The sequence below is a fragment of the Amycolatopsis sp. cmx-11-32 genome, from assembly GCF_047608695.1.
Taxonomy (GTDB): Bacteria; Actinomycetota; Actinomycetes; order Mycobacteriales; family Pseudonocardiaceae; genus Amycolatopsis.
The window spans coordinates 116,160-135,732 of sequence record NZ_JADNQN010000014.1; the positions used below are offsets into that span (position 1 = coordinate 116,160).

2 protein-coding genes are annotated in these 19,573 nt (G+C 70.7%); both read left to right on the forward strand.

Going from position 1 to position 19,573, the window contains the following annotated elements:
* The first annotated feature begins 559 nt into the window (after window positions 1-559).
* Window positions 560-1,852 (forward strand): serine hydrolase domain-containing protein, encoded by a 1,293-nt coding sequence (locus ACM6LR_RS32700; RefSeq protein WP_414941780.1) that lies wholly within the window; start codon window positions 560-562, stop codon window positions 1,850-1,852.
* A gap of 72 nt (window positions 1,853-1,924) precedes the next feature.
* Window positions 1,925-19,573, forward strand: coding sequence for a non-ribosomal peptide synthase/polyketide synthase (locus ACM6LR_RS32705; RefSeq protein ID WP_414945171.1), 17,649 nt, complete (start codon window positions 1,925-1,927; stop codon window positions 19,571-19,573).

Genomic DNA, 19,573 nt, shown 5'->3' on the forward strand with positions numbered 1-19,573 from the left:
TTGTTTACGCAGTTGGTGGCCCCGCTGACGGGAAGAAGATGATCTGCGACCACCTCTTCCTGGGGTTTCACGTTTGAGCCGCCGCCCTCGCGGGAACCAGCAGGCGCCACCTCGAAGCGATGTGCGACGCGAGGCGGCCTGAACTGGAAGAATTCGAAGAGAGGGGGTTTGCTCGATTGTTCAGCCGGGCGCCTGCCCGGTAAGTGAAACGACTGGTGTTATTCACGCTCCTGCGTGTCTGGCGATCGGCAGGCACGTTGCACTGTTCTTGCCTTCTGCGGAGTGTGGTGCGCGCCACCATTCCACGATATGCGGCGAATTGACATCTGTTCAATGAATAATCGCGGTTGAATTGCTACCTTGTGTGACGTCAGGGTGTTCTCCGGCCGGCCGGGCGTTCCCACCATTGGCGGTACTGACGATCTCCGGTGCCCGGCAGCGTGTTGTTTCCAGCCCGATGTGGACTCAGAAGTCCCGCGGGCAGGGGGAGCAAGGAACGTGACGCGGCTGAAGACCGCGGTTATCCACCTCGTAGTTTCCTGTTGATTTTGGAGGATTCATGCCGTCCGTACGAGAACGCTACGAATGCCCGAGCCCGCAACTCGTGCGGGCAGGGGATCTTCAGAATGTGCTGAACCGCCTGGCGGCTCAGCACGGCGTCCCGGGAGCTCAGCTCGCCGTGCTGCAGGACGGTGTGAAGACAGTGGTCCAGACCGGTGTCGAACACCAAGACAGACAGAGACCGATGAGAGCGTCCTCCGCTGTGCCGACCGGTTCCGTCACCAAGCTGGCCACCGCGACGGTCGTGATGGTGCTCGTCGCCGACGACGATCTGGAACTCGATCAGCCCGTCAGTGAAGTGCTCGGTGTCTCCGGTGTCTCCGGCCGGATCACGCCGCGGAACCTGTTGAGCCACACCAGTGGCCTGCCGTCCGATCCGGCCGACGTCACCAGCGCGTGCCTGCGGGAAATCCGCGCGGCGGTGCCCGTCTGCCCACCGGGGACGGCGTTCTCCTATTCGAACCTTGGCTACGCGTTGGTCGGTTCGCTGATCGAGGCGGTGACCGGGATGACTTGGCGTGAAGCCGTCGAGGCGATACTCCTGCGTCCACTGGAGATAGAGCCCGCCTACGACGGCGGCGCACGCACCGTCTCCGGGCACGCGACGGGACCGGGCGGTGCCCGTCCTGTCGAGCAGGCACTGCCGCCGATGCTCGAACCCGCCGGCGCGCTGGCACTCAGTGCCGATGACCTGATCGAACTGGGCCGGGTCCATTTGGGAAAGCCGGGCCTGCTCGACGTCGTGACCGCCGCGGACATGCATCGCCGGGTCCCCGCCGCGGATCCGTTCGGCCTCGCCGATGGCTGGGGCCTCGGAATCGCGCTTTACGAGGGCGATGACGACCTCTGGCTCGGCCACGATGGCACCGCCGACGGCACTTCTTGTCACCTGAGGATAGATCAGGCCGGTGCCTGCGTGGTCGCGTTCACGGCCAACGGCGCCGCGGGCACGGGACTTTGGCAGGACTTGCTTCCCGAACTGCGTGCACTCGGCCTCGCGCTCCCGGTCCAGCGCCCCCTCACCGTGACCCGGCCGGTGCCGTTCCCGGCCGGTGACTTCGGCACCTACCGCAACGGTGCCATCGACTACACGATCCGCCCCGACGACCACGGCGGTGCCGTCCTCGTCGTCGACGGCGAGACCTTCGCGGACTGCACGCTTCACGAGGACGCCGCTTTCACGGTCCGCGATCCGGCCACCGGCCGCGTCACGCCCTGCGGCCGGTTGCGCGGCGCGCTCGGCGCGGCGACCGCGATCGAAGTCGGCGGCCGCCTCGCCCGGCGCCGCTGAGTGACGTTCCCCCACCCCGTTTTCTCGCCCCCGGGCGGGACTCCTTGTTGTGCCTGGAAGGTGCGAAAGACGATGACCGTGCAAGACACGACGGACGGCGCCCCCGACGCCGAGAGAACCGCCGCCCTGCCGGAACTGTTCGCGGCCAGGGTGCGCTCGGCACCGCAGGCGATCGCCGTCGACGGTGCCGACGGCCGCCTGACCTATGCCGAGCTGGCGGAGCGGGCCGAGCGCCTCGCGGCTCACCTGATCCGGCTGGGCGTGCGCGCCGAAGACCGGGTCGGGCTGCTGGTCGACCGGTCGGCCGAACTCGTCGTGGCGGAATTGGCGATCGTGATCGCGGGCGGGGCCTATGTCCCTCTCGACCGGCGGGCTCCCGATGCCAGGTCGCGGTCGACACTGGCTTCGGCGGGGGTTTCGGTGCTGATCACCGATCAGCCCGAACGGGCCGCCGGTATCCACGGTGGACAGCTCGTCATCGCCGGGCAGCCGCTTCCGGAGCGGAATTCGGTTCCGCCAAGGGTGGACGCGGACCAGCTGGCGTACGTGATGCACACGTCGGGGTCGACCGGGACGCCGAAGGGGGTGGCGGTGCGGCACCGTGACGTGGCGGCGCTGGCCTCCGACAGCCGGTTCGCGGGTGACGCGCACCGCCGTGTGCTGCTGCATTCCCCGGCCGCGTTCGACGCCTCCACCTACGAGCTGTGGGTTCCCTTGCTCAACGGCGGGACGGTGGTGATCGCGCCGCCCGGCGACCTGGACGTCGAGGCGCTGCGAGGAATCCTTGTCCAGCACCGCGTCACCTCACTGTGGCTGACCGCGGGTCTGTTCCGCGTCGTGGCGCAGGAGGCACCGGACAGCTTCGACGAGGTCCGCGAGGTCTGGACCGGTGGTGACGTCGTTCCCGCCGGCGCCGTGCGGCGGGTACTGCGCGCCTGTCCCGGTCTGACCGTCGTCGACGGCTACGGCCCGACGGAGACCACCACGTTCGCGTCGGTACACCCGGTGTCCTCTGTGGACGGTGTGCCCGACGTGATGCCGATCGGCCGCCCGCTGGACGACGTCCGCGCGCACGTCCTCGACGACGTCCTCGACCCGGTGCCGTCGGGGCAGCCGGGGGAGCTGCACCTCGCCGGGGCAGGGCTGGCGCGGGGCTATTGGGCCCGGCCTGGCGCGACCGCGGAGAGGTTCGTGGCGGATCCGGACGGCGAGCCCGGCGAACGGATGTACCGCACCGGAGACCTGGTGCGGTACAACGACGACGGGGAGCTGGAGTTCCTCGGCCGCGCTGACGAGCAGGTCAAGATCCGCGGCTTCCGGGTGGAACCCGGCGAGATCGAAACGGTGCTCGCCGCCGCTCCCGGGGTGCGGGAGGTCGTGATCGTCGCCCGCGAGGAGCGGCCGGGCGTCAAAAGGCTGGTCGCCTACGTGGTCGCCCGGGCCGGGGAGGCACTCGGAGATCTGGCGGAGACGGCGGCAGCGGCGTTGCCCGATTACATGGTGCCGTCGGCGTTCGTCGTCCTCGACGAGCTTCCGTTGAGCGCGAACGGAAAGGTCGACCGCCGCGCGCTGCCCGCGCCGCCGGAGGAAGTCCGTGCGGGCGTCGCACCGCGGACGGAAACAGAACGCACCGTGGCCACGATCCTGGCGGACGTGCTCGGGGTGACCGGGATCGAGGCCGGCGACGACTTCTTCGCTCTCGGTGGCGATTCGATCCTCGCCGTGCAAGCTTTGTCGCGCCTGCGCCGGACTTTCGGCGCGGACCTGTCCGCCCGGACGGTGTTCGACGCCCCGAGCGTCGCAGAGCTGGCACGGTTGCTCGACGAGGCGCCCCAGCGCGAAGAGGCCGCCATTCCGATCACGGCGCCTTCGAACGTCCTTCCGCTGTCCCCGGCCCAGCGAAGATTGTGGTTCCTCGACGAACTCGCCGGAGCCAGCGCGGAGTACAACACCGCCGTCGGGCTCCGGCTGTCCGGCCCGCTGGACCTCGAAGCCCTGCGCGGCGCGCTCGAAGCACTCTGCGCCCGCCACGAGTCACTGCGGACGACCTTCGCATCCCTTGAAGGCCAGGGTGTCCAGCGGATCGCCGAGACCGGCGAGATCCCGTTGCGTGTCGCGGAATCACCCGCGGACGACGCCACGCTCGCCGCTGAGCTCAGCGCGCCGTTCGATCTGCGCACCGGACCGCTGACCCGGGCCGTGCTGTACCCGCAGGCGCCCGGCGAGCACCTGCTCGTCCTGTGCCAGCACCACATCGTCACCGACGGCCGCTCGATGGGGATCCTGACCGCCGAGCTGATGGACTTCTACGCCGGGATCACCCCGCCGCCCTTGTCACTGGGCTACCGCGACTACACACTCTGGCGCGAGCGTTCCGACGACGACGGTCAGCTCGGGTACTGGGGCGAGGCGCTCGACGGTCTCGAGCCGCTCGCGGTGCCGACCGACCGGCCGCGGCCCGCTCAGCGCTCCACCGAAGGCGCTGTGTACCGCCACGATCTGCCCGCCGACCTGGTCCGCGGCCTCACCGCCGCCGGACGTCCGCACGGCGCGACGCTGTTCATGACGCTGACCGCGGCCGTGCAACTGCTCCTGTCCGCTTATGGTGGCCAGCACGACATCGCCGTCGGCACGGCCGTCGCCGGTCGTGACCGGGCCGAATGGGAAGCCCTGACCGGCTTCTTCGTCAACACCCTCGTCCTGCGCTCCCAGATCGACCGGGCTCAGGCGTTCCCGGAGTTCCTCGCCGGGCTCCGGGAGACGGTGCTGGAGGCGTTCGCGCACGGCGACGTGCCGTTCGACCGGGTCGTCGAGGAGGTCCAGCCCGAACGCGATCCGTCGAGAACACCGTTGGTGCAAGCCGTCGTCGTCTTGCAGAGCCCGCTGGTCCGTCCCCGTGAAGCCGGTGGCCTGCGGGTGAGCGAATACGAGCTGCCTCGCCCGTCGGCCCGGTTCGATCTGGTGATCGAGTTCTGGCCGCACGACGACGGCCTGCGGATCACGGTCGAATACGCCACCGCGCTCTTCGACGGCGAGACGATCGAGCAGCTGACAGCGAGCCTGGATGCCCTCCTCGCCGGTATCGCCGCCGACCCCGCCCGACGCGTGGGTGACCTACCGCTGCTCACCTCGGGTGATCCGCTCCCGCCGGACGCCGCCCCGGCGGAAACCCTCACGCGGCTGTTCGATCGCCAAGCCGGACTTCGGCCGGACGCACCGGCCGTGCTCTTCGGTGACGAGCGGCTCGGCTACGGCGAATTGCGCTCCCGGGCCGACAGGCTCGCCGGACGGCTGGTCCGTCTCGGCGTGCGGCCGGAAGACCGCGTCGGCGTGCTCATGGACCGCTCGGCCGACCTGGTCGTGGGGGTACTCGCGATCCTCAAGGCGGGCGCCGCCTACCTGCCCCTGGATCTGCGTGCCCCGGCGGACCGGCTCCGGCTGCTCCTCGACGGCACGTCGGTCCTGCTCACCGACGAGACCTGGCAAGGCACCGCGAGCACCATCCACAATGGACGGATCTTGGTCCTTCCCGACCAGGGGGAGGAGCCCGCGCCCGGCCTCGCGATCGACCCGGCAGGCCTGGCCTACGTCGAGTACACCTCGGGGTCCACCGGGGAGCCGAAGGGCGTGGCCGTCCGGCACGCGGACGTGGTGGCGCTGGCCACCGACCCGCGCTTCACCGGCGGCGCCCACGAACGCGTGCTGTTGCACTCGCCGCTGGCCTTCGACGCCTCGACCTACGAACTGTGGGTCCCGCTCCTGAACGGCGGCACCGTGGTCGTCGCGCCTCCGGGGGACGTCGACGCCGACGTCGTCCGCGAGCTGACCGCACGGCACGGCGTCACCGCTTTGTGGCTCACCGCCGGACTGTTCCGGCTCTTCGCCGTCGATACGCCGGAGTGCTTCCGAGGTCTGCGCGAAGTCTGGACCGGCGGAGACGTCGTCCCGCCCGAGGCGGTGCGCCGGGTACTGGAAAGCTGCACTGGCGTCGCGGTCGTCGACGGTTACGGCCCGACCGAGACCACGACTTTCGCGACCGCGTTCCGCATGGCCTCGCCTGCCGGGGTCCCCGACGTGATCCCGATCGGGACGCCGCTGACCGGCATGCGCGTGTACGTGCTCGACGAAGGCCTGCGACCGGTACCGCGCGGCGCGCTGGGCGAAATCTGCGTCGCCGGACCGGGGCTCGCCCGGGGCTACGTCGACCGGGCGGGCGCGACCGCCGACCGCTTCGTCGCCTGCCCGTTCGGCGCTCCCGGCGAACGCATGTACCGCACCGGCGACCGCGGACGGTGGCGCACCGACGGAACCCTCGAGTTCGCGGGCCGCGGCGACGATCAGGTCAAGATCCGCGGCTTCCGGGTCGAACCGGCGGAGGTGGAACGTGCGCTGACCGCCGAACCCGTCGTGGCGCAAGCGGTGGTGCTGGCGCGAGCCACCGGCGGCCGCAAGTACCTCGTCGCCTACGTCGTCGCCGCCGAAGCCTCCACAGTGGACACTGACGCTCTCCGCGGCACGCTGGGACGAACCCTGCCGGACTACCTCGTGCCGTCGACGATCGTCGTTCTCGACGCGCTTCCGCTGAGCGCCAACGGGAAGGTCGATCGGCGCGCCTTGCCGGAACCGCGGTTCGAGTCCGCGAGCGCCCACGGTGTCGCGCCCCGGACCGAGCGGGAAGCCGTGCTCGCGGGAATCTGGGCCGAGGTGCTCGGCCTTGACCGGGTCGGCGTCGAGGACAACTTCTTCGCCCTCGGTGGTGACTCGATCCTCAGCATCCAGGTCAGCGCCCGCGCTCGGCGGGCAGGATTCGCGCTGACCACGGCCGATCTGTTCCGCCATCAGACCATCGCGGCCCTCGCTCCGATCCTGGCCGACGCGGTCGCCCTCACCGACCATGGACCCGTGTCCGGCGACGTCGTCCCGACCCCGATCCAGCGCTGGTTCTTCGACACCGTGCGGGTCCCGGACCGGTTCGACCAGGTCATCGCGGTCGACCTGGCGGACTGCGCCGACGAGTACGCGCTCGCCGCCGCCATCGCCGCCCTGACCCGGCACCACGACGCGCTGCGGACGACGTTCACCCGAGACGGCGACCAGTGGCGACTGCACAACAACGGCGTCGAGGACGGCCACTCGCTGTTGCACTGGTCGCTCTCCGGCCCGCCCGAGCGCCGGGTGCTGCGCCTGTCCGCCCACCACCTTGTCGTCGACGGGGTGTCGTGGCGGATCCTGCTCGAAGACCTCGACCAGGCCTATCACCAGGTCCTCCAGGGAAAACCGGCCGACCTCGGGCCGCGGACGACCTCCTTCCTCGAGTGGGCCGCGCGGCTGTCCGCGCACGCGGAGGCCGGCGGGTTCGACGACGAACTCGAGCACTGGCGCGGGCTGACCGCCGCCCCGATCCCCGTCGACGGAACCGGCACCAACACGGTCGCGCGGTCGCGCGCGGTCACCGTCCGGCTGACCGCCGCGGAGACGCGGTCGCTGTTGCGGGAGGTGCCGGAGGTCTACCGGACGCAGGTCAACGACGTCCTGCTGACGGCGCTGGGCCGGACGCTGCGGGACTGGACCGGCCAGGTGCCGGTGATCGATCTGGAGGGCCACGGCCGCGAGGAACTGTTCGACGGCGTCGACCTGTCCCGGACGGTCGGCTGGTTCACCAGCCTGTTCCCGGTGGCGCTGGACGTGCCCGAAGAGTGGGGCGCGGCGCTCAAAGCCGTGAAGGAAAAGCTACGGGCGGTTCCGCGGCGGGGAATCGGTTACGGCGCCCTGCGGTACCTGACGGGTATGCCCTCGGCCGTCGACCCGCAGATCAGCTTCAACTACCTCGGGCAATTCGACCTGCCTGGTGACCTCTACACCGGCTTGCACGGTGAGCTGACCCTGGACGCCGATCCCGGCGACACCCGCCCGCATCTGCTGGAGGTGGTCGGCCAGGTCAACGGCGACACCCTCGAATTCACCTGGCACTACGCGGAAGGCGTGCACGACGACGCCACCGTCACCCGGCTGGCCGATGACCTGTTGGAGAACCTGCGCGGAATACTCGGGCACTGCGCCGAACCCGGCGCGGGCGGCCGGACTCCGGCGGACTTCCCCCTCGCCGGACTCGACCAGTCCACTCTGGACGAATTGGTCGGCGACGGCCGCGACGTCGAGGACGTCTACCCGCTCACCCCGATGCAGGCGGGCATGGTGTTCCACGGCCTCGCCCAGCCCGGCGACCGGAACTACTTCGAACAGATCTCCTTCACCCTCGACGCCGTTCCCGATCCCGAAGCGCTCGGCGCGGCCTGGCACCGCGTCGTGGCGCGGACGCCGGTGCTGCGCAGCCGGATCGTCTGGGACGGCGTACCCCAGCCGTTGCAGATCGTGCTTCGCGCCGCCGACCTCCCAGTGTCCTATCCGGACTGGTCCACAGTGGACGCCGACGAGGCGATGCGGCGAAAGCTGGCCGAAGACCTCGCCGTGGGGATCGAGCTGACCCGCGGGCCACTCATGCGGCTGGTCATCGCCAAGGATTCGGCCACTTCGGTCCGGGTGATCTGGACCTTCCACCACGTCCTGCTCGACGGCTGGAGCGTCTTCGGTGTCCTCTCCGACGTCCTCGCCCTGCTACACGGCGACGAGCTGCCGAGCCGTCGTCCGTTCCGTGACTACGCGGCCTGGCTCGCCGACCAGGACGACGCCGCCGCCGAATCCCACTGGCGGGCCGAACTCGCCGGGGTGACACCGACCGCGTTGCCCGGCGACCGTGGCGCCCGCGCCCACTCGGCCAGCTCGACCGCCCGCGTCCCGGTGGAACTCGACGACGCCGCGACCGCCGGACTCCACGCGTTCGCGCGGCGGCATCGCCTGACCGTCAACACGATCGTCCAAGGTGCTTGGGCGACTTTGCTTTCACGCTACAGCGGCGAGTCCGAGGTGTGTTTCGGCGCAACGGTGTCCGGCCGCCCGGTCGAACTGCCGGGCGCGGACGACATCCCCGGCCTGTTCATCAACACCCTGCCGGTGCGGGTGAAGCTCGACCCCGAACGCGGTCTCGCCGACTGGTTGCGGGACTTGCAGGCGGCACAGGCGGAATCGCGCCGGTTCGGGCACGTCGGCCTGCCCCGGTTACAGGCATGGAGCGAGACCGGCGGCAGCCTGTTCGACAGCATCATCGTCTTCGAGAACTACCCGGTCGCGGACCTCCCGGGGCTGCGCGACGTCCGCGCGGCCGAACGCACCAACTACCCGCTCGGTGTCGTCGCCTATCCGGGGCAGCGGCTTTCCCTGGTGCTCAACCACGATCCCGAGCTCATCAGCCCGGAGCTGGCCGAACGGCTCGCCGCGCATCTCGAAACGCTGCTCCGCGAATTCGCCGTGGCACCGCATGAGCCCGTGACGCGGGTACCGATGCTGTCCGAACCGGAACTGCGGCACCTCCTCCGTGAGCGCAACGCCACGGCTCCCGAGGTGCCCGCCGGGACGGTGCCCGAACTGTTCGAGGCACACGCGCGCCGGAACCCGGACGCGATCGCGTTGGTGACCGACGAACAGACCGTCACCTACGGCGAGCTGGACGTCCAGGCCAATCGTTTGGCCAACCGGCTGCGTGACCTCGGCGTCCTGGCCGAAGACCGGGTCGCGGTGCTGATGGACCGTTCGCCCGCGCTCGTCGTGGCCGAACTCGCGATCGTGAAGGCAGGCGGCGCCTACCTGCCACTGGACCTGCGCGCACCGGCGGAACGACTTCGGCTGCTCCTCAGCGAAGCCGGGGCGGACGTCCTGGTCGCCGACCAGACCTGGCTGGCCACCGCCCGAGAAGTGCACAGCGGGGTGATCGTCACCGAAGCCGACGACTTCCCGGCGACCCCGCCCGCCGTGACCACCGATCCCGAGCAGCTGGCCTACGTCATCTACACCTCGGGGTCGACAGGAAAGCCGAAGGGCGTCGCGGCCCGGCATCGCGACGTCCTCGCCCTCGCGGCCGACCAGCGTTTCACGGCACACGACCGGGTGCTGCTGCACTCGCAGCAGGCTTTCGACGCCTCGACCTACGAACTCTGGGTGCCGTTGCTGAACGGCGGCACGGTCGTGCTGGCCCCGCCGGGCGACCTCGACGTCCACACTCTCGGCCGGATCCTCACCACGCACGCGGTGACCGGCGTCTTCATGACCACCGGCCTGTTCCGGCTCGTCGCGCAAGAAGCACCGGAGATGTTCGCCGGCGTGCGGGAGGTGTGGACCGGCGGCGACGCCGTGCCCGCCGTCGCGCTGCGCCGGGTGCGGGCCGCGTGCCCGCGGACCTTGGTGGCCGACGTCTACGGCCCCACCGAGACCACCACCTTCGCGACCGTGCACCCGCTGCCCGGCGAGATCCCCGACGTCGTCCCGATCGGCGGCCCGCTCGACAACACCCGCGTCTACGTCCTCGACGACGACCTGCGGCTCGCCCCGCCCGGCGCACCCGGTGAACTGCACATCGCCGGGGCCGGGCTGGCGCGCGGCTACCTCGGACGGCCGGGGTCAAGCGCCGAGCGGTTCGTCGCGGATCCCTACGGGCCGCCGGGGGAGCGGATGTACCGCACTGGCGACCTCGTGCGCTGGAACGACGAGGACGTCCTCGAATTCGTCGGCCGGGTGGACGAACAGGTCAAGATCCGCGGCTTCCGCGTCGAACCGAGTGAGATCGAGGCCGCACTGGGCGAGCATCCCGGCGTCGAGCAGGCGGCCGTGCTGGCCCGCGCCGACGGCGGCGTGAAGCGGCTGGTCGCTTACGTCGTCGGCGAAACCGGAGGACTGGCGGACTTCCTGGGGCGGACCCTGCCGGACTACATGGTCCCGGCCGCGTTCGTCCGGCTGGAGAAGTTCCCGGTCAACGTCAACGGCAAGCTCGACCGCACCGCGCTGCCCACGCCCGACTTCGGCGTCCGGGACCACGTGGCGCCGCGCACCGACCGCGAACGTCTGCTCACCGGGATCTGGGCCGAGGTGCTGGGTGTCGAGCGGGTCGGCGCCACCGACGACTTCTTCGAACTCGGCGGCGACTCGATCCTCAGCATCCAGGTGGTGTCCCGTGCCCGCCGCGCCGGGCTAGAACTCCTGCCCGGCGACCTGTTCGATCACCGCACCCCGGCGGCGCTCGCCGTCGCGGCGCGGACCGCCACCGAGGCCGTCGAACGCGGCCCGGTCGGCGGGCCTGTCCCGTTGACCCCGATCCAGCGCTGGTTCTTCGCGACCCAGACCGCCGATCCGGAGCACTTCCACCAGTTCGTCCACTTAGGACCTGATCAGGTGGACCCCGACGCGGCACGCAAGGCCGTGGACGCGCTGCTGGAGCACCACGACGCCCTGCGGATGCGCTTTACCCACGACAACGGCGGGCAGCACCAGGAGAACGGTCCCGTCGGTGCCGAGACGCCGTTGATCCGGCTCGACATCTCCGAACACGACGTCACCTTCGCCGTGCACCACCTCGTCGTCGACGGCGTCTCGTGGCGGGTGCTCGGCGAGGACTTCGATCGTGGCTACGCCCAGGCGCTGAAGGGCGAGCCGATCGACCTCGGCCCGCGCACCACGTCCTTTCAAGAGTGGGCGAACCGGCTCACCGAGCACGCCGCCGATGGCGGGTTCGACGACGAACTGGACCACTGGCGCGGCCTGCCCGGCAGCACCTCGATCCCGGTCGACGGCGAAGGCGAGTCCACGATCGCCTCGATGCGCGAGGTCACCGTCCGCCTGCCCGCTCACGAGACCGAAGCGTTGCTGCGGGAAGTGCCCGCGGCCTACCGCACGCAGGTCAACGACGTCCTGCTGACCGCGCTCGGCCGCGTGCTGCGCGACTGGACGGGCGGGATCCCCGTCATCGACCTGGAAGGACATGGCCGTGAAGACCTGTTCGACGGCGTCGACCTGTCCCGGACGGTCGGCTGGTTCACCACCGTCTTCCCCGTCGCGCTGGACGTTCCCGACGACTGGGGCACCGCGCTGAAGTCGGTGAAGGAACAGTTGCGCGCGGTGCCGCGGCGCGGAATCGGTTACGGCGCCCTGCGGTACCTGGCCGGCACCGCGCCGTCGATCGATCCCGAGGTGAGTTTCAACTACCTCGGCCAGTTCGGCTCCGGTCGGCTGGAATCCGACGAGAGCGAGCGTTCGGCGCGGGCGCATCTGCTCGACGTCGTCAGCCGGGTCGAAAGCGGCGAACTCGAACTGACCTGGTACTACGCCGAAGGTGTGCACCGAAAGTCCACTGTGGACCGGCTCGCGGCGGACATGCTGGCGGCGCTGCGCGAGATCATCGGGCACTGCACGCGGCCTGGCGCGGGCGGCCGGACCCCGTCCGACTTCCCGCTGGTCGAGCTCGATCAGTACACAGTGGACTCGCTGGTCGGCGACGGGCGTGCCGTCGAAGACGTCTATCCGCTCACCCCGATGCAGGCGGGGATGGTGTTCCACTCCCTGTCCCAGCGGGAAGAACGCCTGTACTTCCAGCAGGTCTCGTTCGTGCTCGAGGGCGCCGGCGACGTGGGGGCGCTGGCCAGGGCGTGGCAGCGGGTCGTCGACCGCACTCCTGTCCTGCGTACGCGGATCGCCTGGGAGAGCGTGCCGGAACCGGTGCAGGTCGTGCGCCGTCAGGTGACCGTCCCGATCACCGAGTACGACTGGCGCTCCCGCACCCCCGCCGAACGCGAGCGGGCCTGGCAGGACGCCCTGGCGGAAGACCGGGCCGAAGGGCTGGACCTCGCCGGGAACTCGCTGCTGCGGTTGACCTTCGCCCGCCTTTCGGACACGGAAACCCGGGTGCTCTGGACGTTCCACCACCTCCTGCTCGACGGCTGGAGCGTCTTCGGGGTGCTGTCCGACGTCTTCGCCGCCTACGCCGGTGACGAACTGCCCGAGCGGCCGCCGTTCCGCGACTACGTGGCGTGGCTCGGCCGCCAGGACGACGCGGACGCGGAACGACACTGGCGTGGCCAACTGGGCGATCTCGTCGCCCCTGCCCGGCTTCCGGTGGACCGGGCTCCGGCCCAAGCGCACAGCAGCCGCTCGGCGCGGTGGGTGCGGGTGCCGGTCGAACACTCCGCGCGGCTGGGCGACGCCGCACGCCGGGCGGGGCTGACGATGAACACCGTCCTGCAGGGCGCGTGGGCGCTGGTGCTCTCGCGGCTCTCCGGAGAACGCGACGTCTGCTTCGGCACCACCGTGTCCGGCCGCCCGGTCGAACTGCCCGGAGCCGACGACATCACCGGCATCTTCATCAACACGCTGCCGGTACGGGTCGGCGTCGACCGGTCTTCCGTCGCGGACTGGCTGGCGGCACTGCAAACGCGGCAGGTGGAGTCCCGCAGATACGGGCACCTGCCGCTGACGAAGCTCCAGGCGTGGAGCGGCGCCGACGGCAGCCTCTTCGACAGCATCGTGGTTTTCGAGAACTACCCGGTCGACGCCGCCGCCGGTGCGGCGCAAGGATTGCGCTTGCGCGACGTCGACGCCGCCGAGACGACGAACTATCCGCTCAGCGTCGTCGCCTCGCCGGGGGAGCGGCTGACCCTCGACGTCGGCTACGACCCCGACCTGTTCGACACCGCGACCGCCGAGCGGATCACCCGTCAGCTCACGGGCGTTCTCGACGCCTTCGCGGCGGACCTCTACCAGTCGCTCGATGACATCGACCTGCTCACGGCCGAGGACCGTCATCAGCTGCTCGTCACCTGGAACGACACCGCCCAGCCGGTACCGGAGGGCAGCCTCGCCGAGCTTTTCGCCAGGCAGGTCGCGCGTACACCCGGCGCCGTCGCGCTCACCGGCGACGACGTCCGCCTCACTTACGCGGAGCTGGACGAGCGCGCCGACCGGCTCGCCCGGCACCTGGCGTCCCTCGGCGCCGGGCCCGAAACGGCCGTCGGGGTGCTCATGGACCGTTCCCCGGACCTGGTCATCGCCGAACTCGCGATCATCAAGGCGGGCGCGGCTTACCTGCCGCTCGACACCCGCGCTCCCGCGCCACGGCTGAGAACCCTCTTGGACGGCGTGCCGATCCTCGTCACCGGCCAGACCCGGGCCGCTTCCGCCAGTGAAGTCCACAGTGGACAGGTTGTCGTCCCGGACGGCCGGACCGTGGACGCGCCGCTACCCGTCGCGGCGCCGGACAACCTCGCGTACGTGATGTACACGTCGGGTTCGACGGGGAAGCCGAAGGGCGTGGCGGTACGCCAGCGTGACGTCGTCGCCCTGGCCGCCGACCGGCGGTTCGCCGCGCACGAACGCGTGCTGCTGCACGCCTCGCCCGCCTTCGACGCCTCGACGTACGAACTTTGGGTCCCGCTCCTCAACGGCGGCACCGTCGTCCTGGCGCCGCCCGGCGACCTCGACGTGGACACTCTCCGGCGTGTCATCGCCGAACACGACGTCCACGGCGCGTTCTTCACCGCGGGCTTGTTCCGGCTTCTCGCGCAGGAGGCGCCGGAGACCTTCCGGGGCATGCGCGAGGTCTGGGCGGGCGGCGACGTCGTCCCGGCTGGCTCGGTCCAGCGAGTACGGGAGGCGTGCCCTGGCATCGTGGTCGTCGACGGCTACGGCCCGACCGAGACGACGACCTTCGCCACCTCGCACCGGATTCCCGGCGAAGTGCCCGCGGCCGTGCCGATCGGGAAGCCGCTCGACAACATGCGGGCCTACGTCCTCGACACGGATCTGCGGCTCGTACCGCGGGGCGCGTCCGGAGAGCTGCACGTCGCCGGGGCCGGGCTGGCTCGCGGGTACCACGGTGACGCGGGGCTGACCGCCGACCGGTTCCGGCCCGACCCGTTCGGCCCGCCGGGGGAGCGGATGTACCGCACCGGCGACCTCGTCCGCTGGAACGCGCGCGGGGAACTGGAGTACACCGGCCGCGCGGACGAACAGGTCAAGGTGCGCGGGTTCCGGATCGAACCCGGCGAGATCGAGGCCGCGCTGACCGCACATCCCCGTGTCGGCCAGGCCGCGGTGCTGACCAGGGAAGACCACGGGAGCAAACGGCTCGTCGCCTATCTCACCGGCGACGCGGACGACCTCGCCGAATTCCTCGGAAGGACGCTGCCGGACTACATGATCCCGGCCGCGTTCGTCCGGCTCGACCGCTTCCCGTTGAACGCCAACGGGAAGATCGACCGGCACGCCCTGCCTGCCCCGGACTTCGGCCGGACGGCCGTCCGGACCGCGCCCGCGACCGAGGCCGAACGGGCACTGGCCGGGATCTGGGCGGACGTGCTCGGCGTGTCCGAGATCGACGCCGAAGCCAACTTCTTCGAACTCGGCGGGGACTCGATCCTGAGCATCCAGGTGGTGTCACGGGCTCGCCGTGCGGGGCTGATCCTGTTGCCGCACGACGTCTTCCGGCATCCGACGCTCGCCGCGCTGGCCGCTCATTCCGGCGGGGACGCCGGGCCGCGTGCCGAGCAAGGGCCGGTCACCGGGTCGGCGCCGCTGACGCCGATCCAGCATTGGTACTTCGCCACGCAACCGGAACGGTTCGACCAGCGGGTGGTGCTGGAGTTCACCGAGGACATCGACGAAACCGCGCTGCGTCGCGCGCTGGAGACCGTCTGGGCGCACCACGACGGCCTGCGGCTGCGGTTCGGGGACGACGGTGTCCAGCACGGCGAACCGGTGGGGCCGGCGGAACTGCTCACCGACGAGATCACTTTCGACCTCGAACGAGGTCCGTTGCTGACGGCGGTACTCGACGGACGGCGGCTGACGCTGGCCGCGCACCACCTCGTCGTCGACGGCGTCTCCTGGCGGATTCTGTTGGAAGACCTGGAAACCGCCTATCGCGGTGGGGAACTCGGGCCGAAGACGACGTCGTACCTCGCGTGGGCCGAACGGCTCGCCGAGCACGCGGCTTCGGGCGGTTTCGACGACGAACTGGCGCACTGGCGCGGGATTCCAGCGCTATCCGCGGACGAAACCGACCAGGCCACGATCGCCGACGTCGGCGAAGTGACCGTCCGCCTCACCGCCGAGGAGACCCGCGCCCTGCTGCGGGACGTGCCCGAGGTCTACCGCACGCAGGTCAACGACGTCCTGCTCGCCGCGCTCGGCCGCGTACTGACGGACTGGACCGGGCAGATCCCGGTGCTCGACCTGGAGGGCCACGGCCGCGAGGAACTGTTCGACGACGTCGACCTTTCCCGCACGGTCGGCTGGTTCACCAGCATGTTCCCGGTCGCGCTGGACGTCCCGGACGGCTGGGGCGCGGCACTGAAGTCGGTGAAGGAGCAGGTCCGAGCCGTGCCACGGCGCGGGATCGGCTACGGCGCCCTGCGCTATCTGACCGGTACCGCGCCGGAGATCGATCCCCAGGTCGGCTTCAACTACCTAGGCCGCTTCGACGACGCCGAGGACGGCGTGTTCCGGGCCGGCGCTCTCGACGCCGACGTCGACCCGGCTGCCCTTGTCGCCCACAGCCTCGACATCGTCGGCCGCGTCGTGGCCGGGACGCTGGAATTGACGTGGGCACACGTCACCACCCGGCATCACCGTGACCTCGTCGAAGACCTGGCCGGGCGGATGCTGACCGCCTTGCGCGAGATCATCGCGCACTGCGCCGCACCGGAAGCAGGCGGCCGGACGCCATCGGACTTCCCGCTGGCCGCTCTCGATCAGTCCACAGTGGACTCCTTGGCGGGCGACGGCCGCACGGTCGAGGACATCTACCCCCTCACGCCCATGCAGGGCGGCATGGTGTTTCACGGGCTGTCGCAGACGGCCCAAGGCATGTACGTCGAGCAGGCGACCTTCGTGCTCGAAGGCGTCACCGATCCCGCCAGGCTCGCCGAGGCGTGGCAGCGGGTCGTGGACCGGACGCCGGTACTGCGGACGGCGTTCGTCTGGGCCGGGGTGGAGGAGCCACTGCAGATCGTGAGCCGCGCGGTGCGGCTTCCGGTGCGCCATCTCGACTGGACCGGCCTGGACGACCACGGCGGTGCCCTGCGAAGGCTGCTCGCCGAGGATCGCGAACAAGGCCTCGACCTCGCCGTCACCCCGCTGATGCGCGTGACGCTGGCGAAGATCTCGGCGACCGAAGTCCAGGTGCTGTGGACGTTCCATCACGTGCTGCTCGACGGCTGGAGCGTCTTCCAGGTCCTTTCGGACGTCTGCGGTGCCTACGCCGGGCAGCCGTTGCCCGCCCGGCCGCCGTTCCGCGACTACCTCGCCTGGCTGGGCGGCCTCGACCGGACGGACGCCGAACGCTTCTGGCGTCGCACCCTCGACGGAATCGACGGTCCGACCCCGGTCGCCGTCGATCGGACACCGGCGGCCGGGCACATCCCGTGCTCCTCCGACTGGCTGCCCGTCCGGCTGGACGAGGCCGCGACCTCGAGGCTGGACGCGTTCGTCAAACGCCACGGCCTCACCCACAACGCGGTCCTGCAAGGGGCCTGGGCCCTGCTGCTGGCGGCCTACAGCGGGCATGACGACGTCGTGTTCGGCTCCACGGTCTCCGGCCGCCCACCCGAGGTCGTGGGGGTCGACGAGATCACCGGCATCTTCATCAACACGCTTCCGGTCCGGGTCGAGGTCGACCGCGGCGCCCGGGTGGCCTCCTGGCTCGCGGACCTGCAGGCGGCGCAGGCCGAGGCCCGCCGTCACGGCCATCTGCCGCTCGCGCTGGTGCAGGGCTGGGCGGAGCTGCCGGGCGGGGTGAACCTCTGCGAAAGCCTGGTGGTGTTCGAGAACTACCCGATCACCGACGCCGAAGCCGGGCACGGCCTCACCGTGCGCGACCTCTCGGCGCGGGAGACGACGAACTTCCCGCTCACCGTGGTCGCCTCACCGGGCCGGGAGCTGAACGTCGACCTCGGCTACGACCCGGCCTTGTTCGACCCCGCCACGGCGGCCCGCCTGGCCGGCCATCTGCTCACGCTGCTTCGCGAATTGGCCGAGGACGGCGACCGGAAGGTCACCGCGATCTCCATGCTCACCCCGGACGACGAGCGGCAGCTGGCCGAGTGGACGGCGACCGGTGCGGAACCCGCGGCCCGGTCCTTGCCGGACATGTTCGGCGAGCAGGTCCGCGCCCGGCCGGACGCGGTCGCGGCCGTCCTGGACGGCGAGGAAGTCACCTACGCCGAGCTGAACCGGCGCGCGAACCGGCTGGCCAACCGGCTGATCGGCCTCGGGCTGCGGCCGGAGGAACCCGTCGGTCTCGCGACCGGGAGGGCAGGCACCGTGGTGGCCGAACTGGCCGTGGTCAAGGCGGGCGGGGCCTACCTCCCGCTCGACACCCGCGCCCCGGCCGAACGGCGGCGATCACTGCTCGACGGCGTTCGGTTCGTCGTCGCCGATACGGACTATCCGCATCCGCACACCATTCGACTGTCCTCTGTGGACGGCGAGGCGGACGGCGATCCTGATGTCACCGTCGATCCCGACCAGCTGGCCTACGTCATGTACACGTCCGGGTCCACCGGGGCACCGAAGGGTGTCGCGGTGCGGCATCGCGACGTCGCCGCCCTGGCCACGGACAGCCGATTCCGCGGCGGGGCACACGAACGGGTCCTGCTGCATTCCCCGGCCGCCTTCGACGCCACCACGTACGAGGTGTGGGTGCCGCTGCTCACCGGCGGCCGCGTCGTCACCGCGCCGGTCGGTGCTCTCGACGCGCCCGGGTTGAAGGCGCTCATCCGCGACCACGGCCTGACCGCGATGTGGGTCACGGCCGGCCTGTTCCGGGTGCTGGCACAGGAAACCCCGGACTGCTTCGCCGGACTGAGGGAAGTGTGGACCGGCGGGGACGTCGTGCCCGCCGAGGCGGTGCGGCGAGTGCTCGGTGCCTGTCCCGGGTTGCGGGTGATCGACGGCTACGGCCCGACCGAGACGACCACCTTCGCCACGGCCCATCCGATGGACGAGACGGTGCCCGACCGGATCCCCATCGGCAGGCCGCTGGACGGAACCCGCGCCTACGTCCTGGATCCGGGCTTGAGCCCGGTCCCGCCAGGAGTACCGGGGGAGCTGTACGTCGCCGGTGCCGGTCTCGCCCGGGGCTACCGGGGCCTTCCCGGCCTGACCGCCGACCGGTTCCTCGCCGGACCGGACGGACAGCGCAGGTACCGCACCGGCGACATCGTCCGCTGGACCGGTGAGGGGACCCTCGAATTCCTCGGCCGGGCCGACGACCAGGTGAAGCTCCGCGGGTTCCGCGTCGAACCCGGCGAGGTCGAGGCCGTGCTGGCCCGGCATCCCGCCGTGACGCAGGCCGCTGTCGTGGTCCGCGAGGACCAGCCCGGTGTGAAACAACTCGTCGCCTACGTCGTCTCGGACGCCGACGAGGACACCCTTCGCGCTTCCTTGGCCGGAGCGCTGCCCGAATATCTCGTGCCATCGGCGTTCGTCGCACTGGACCGGATCCCGGTCAGTGCCAACGGAAAACTCGACCGGAAGGCACTGCCCGCGCCGGTCGTGCCGGAGTCCGAGCACGTCGAACCGGAGACCGAAACCGAACAGGCGCTCGCCGGGATCTGGGCCGACGTCCTCGGCGTTGACCGGATCGGCGCCGACGACAACTTCTTCGCTCTCGGCGGGGATTCGCTGCGGAGCCTGCACATCGCGGCCAAGGCCAGTGCCTTGTTCGCCGTACGACTCACCCCGGCCGACGTCCTGACCGCGCGCACTGTCGCCGGACTGGCCGGAACGGTCGAGGAACTCATCTTGGGCGAGCTGGAAAACCTCGCCTCCGGAACGGAAGCGTGA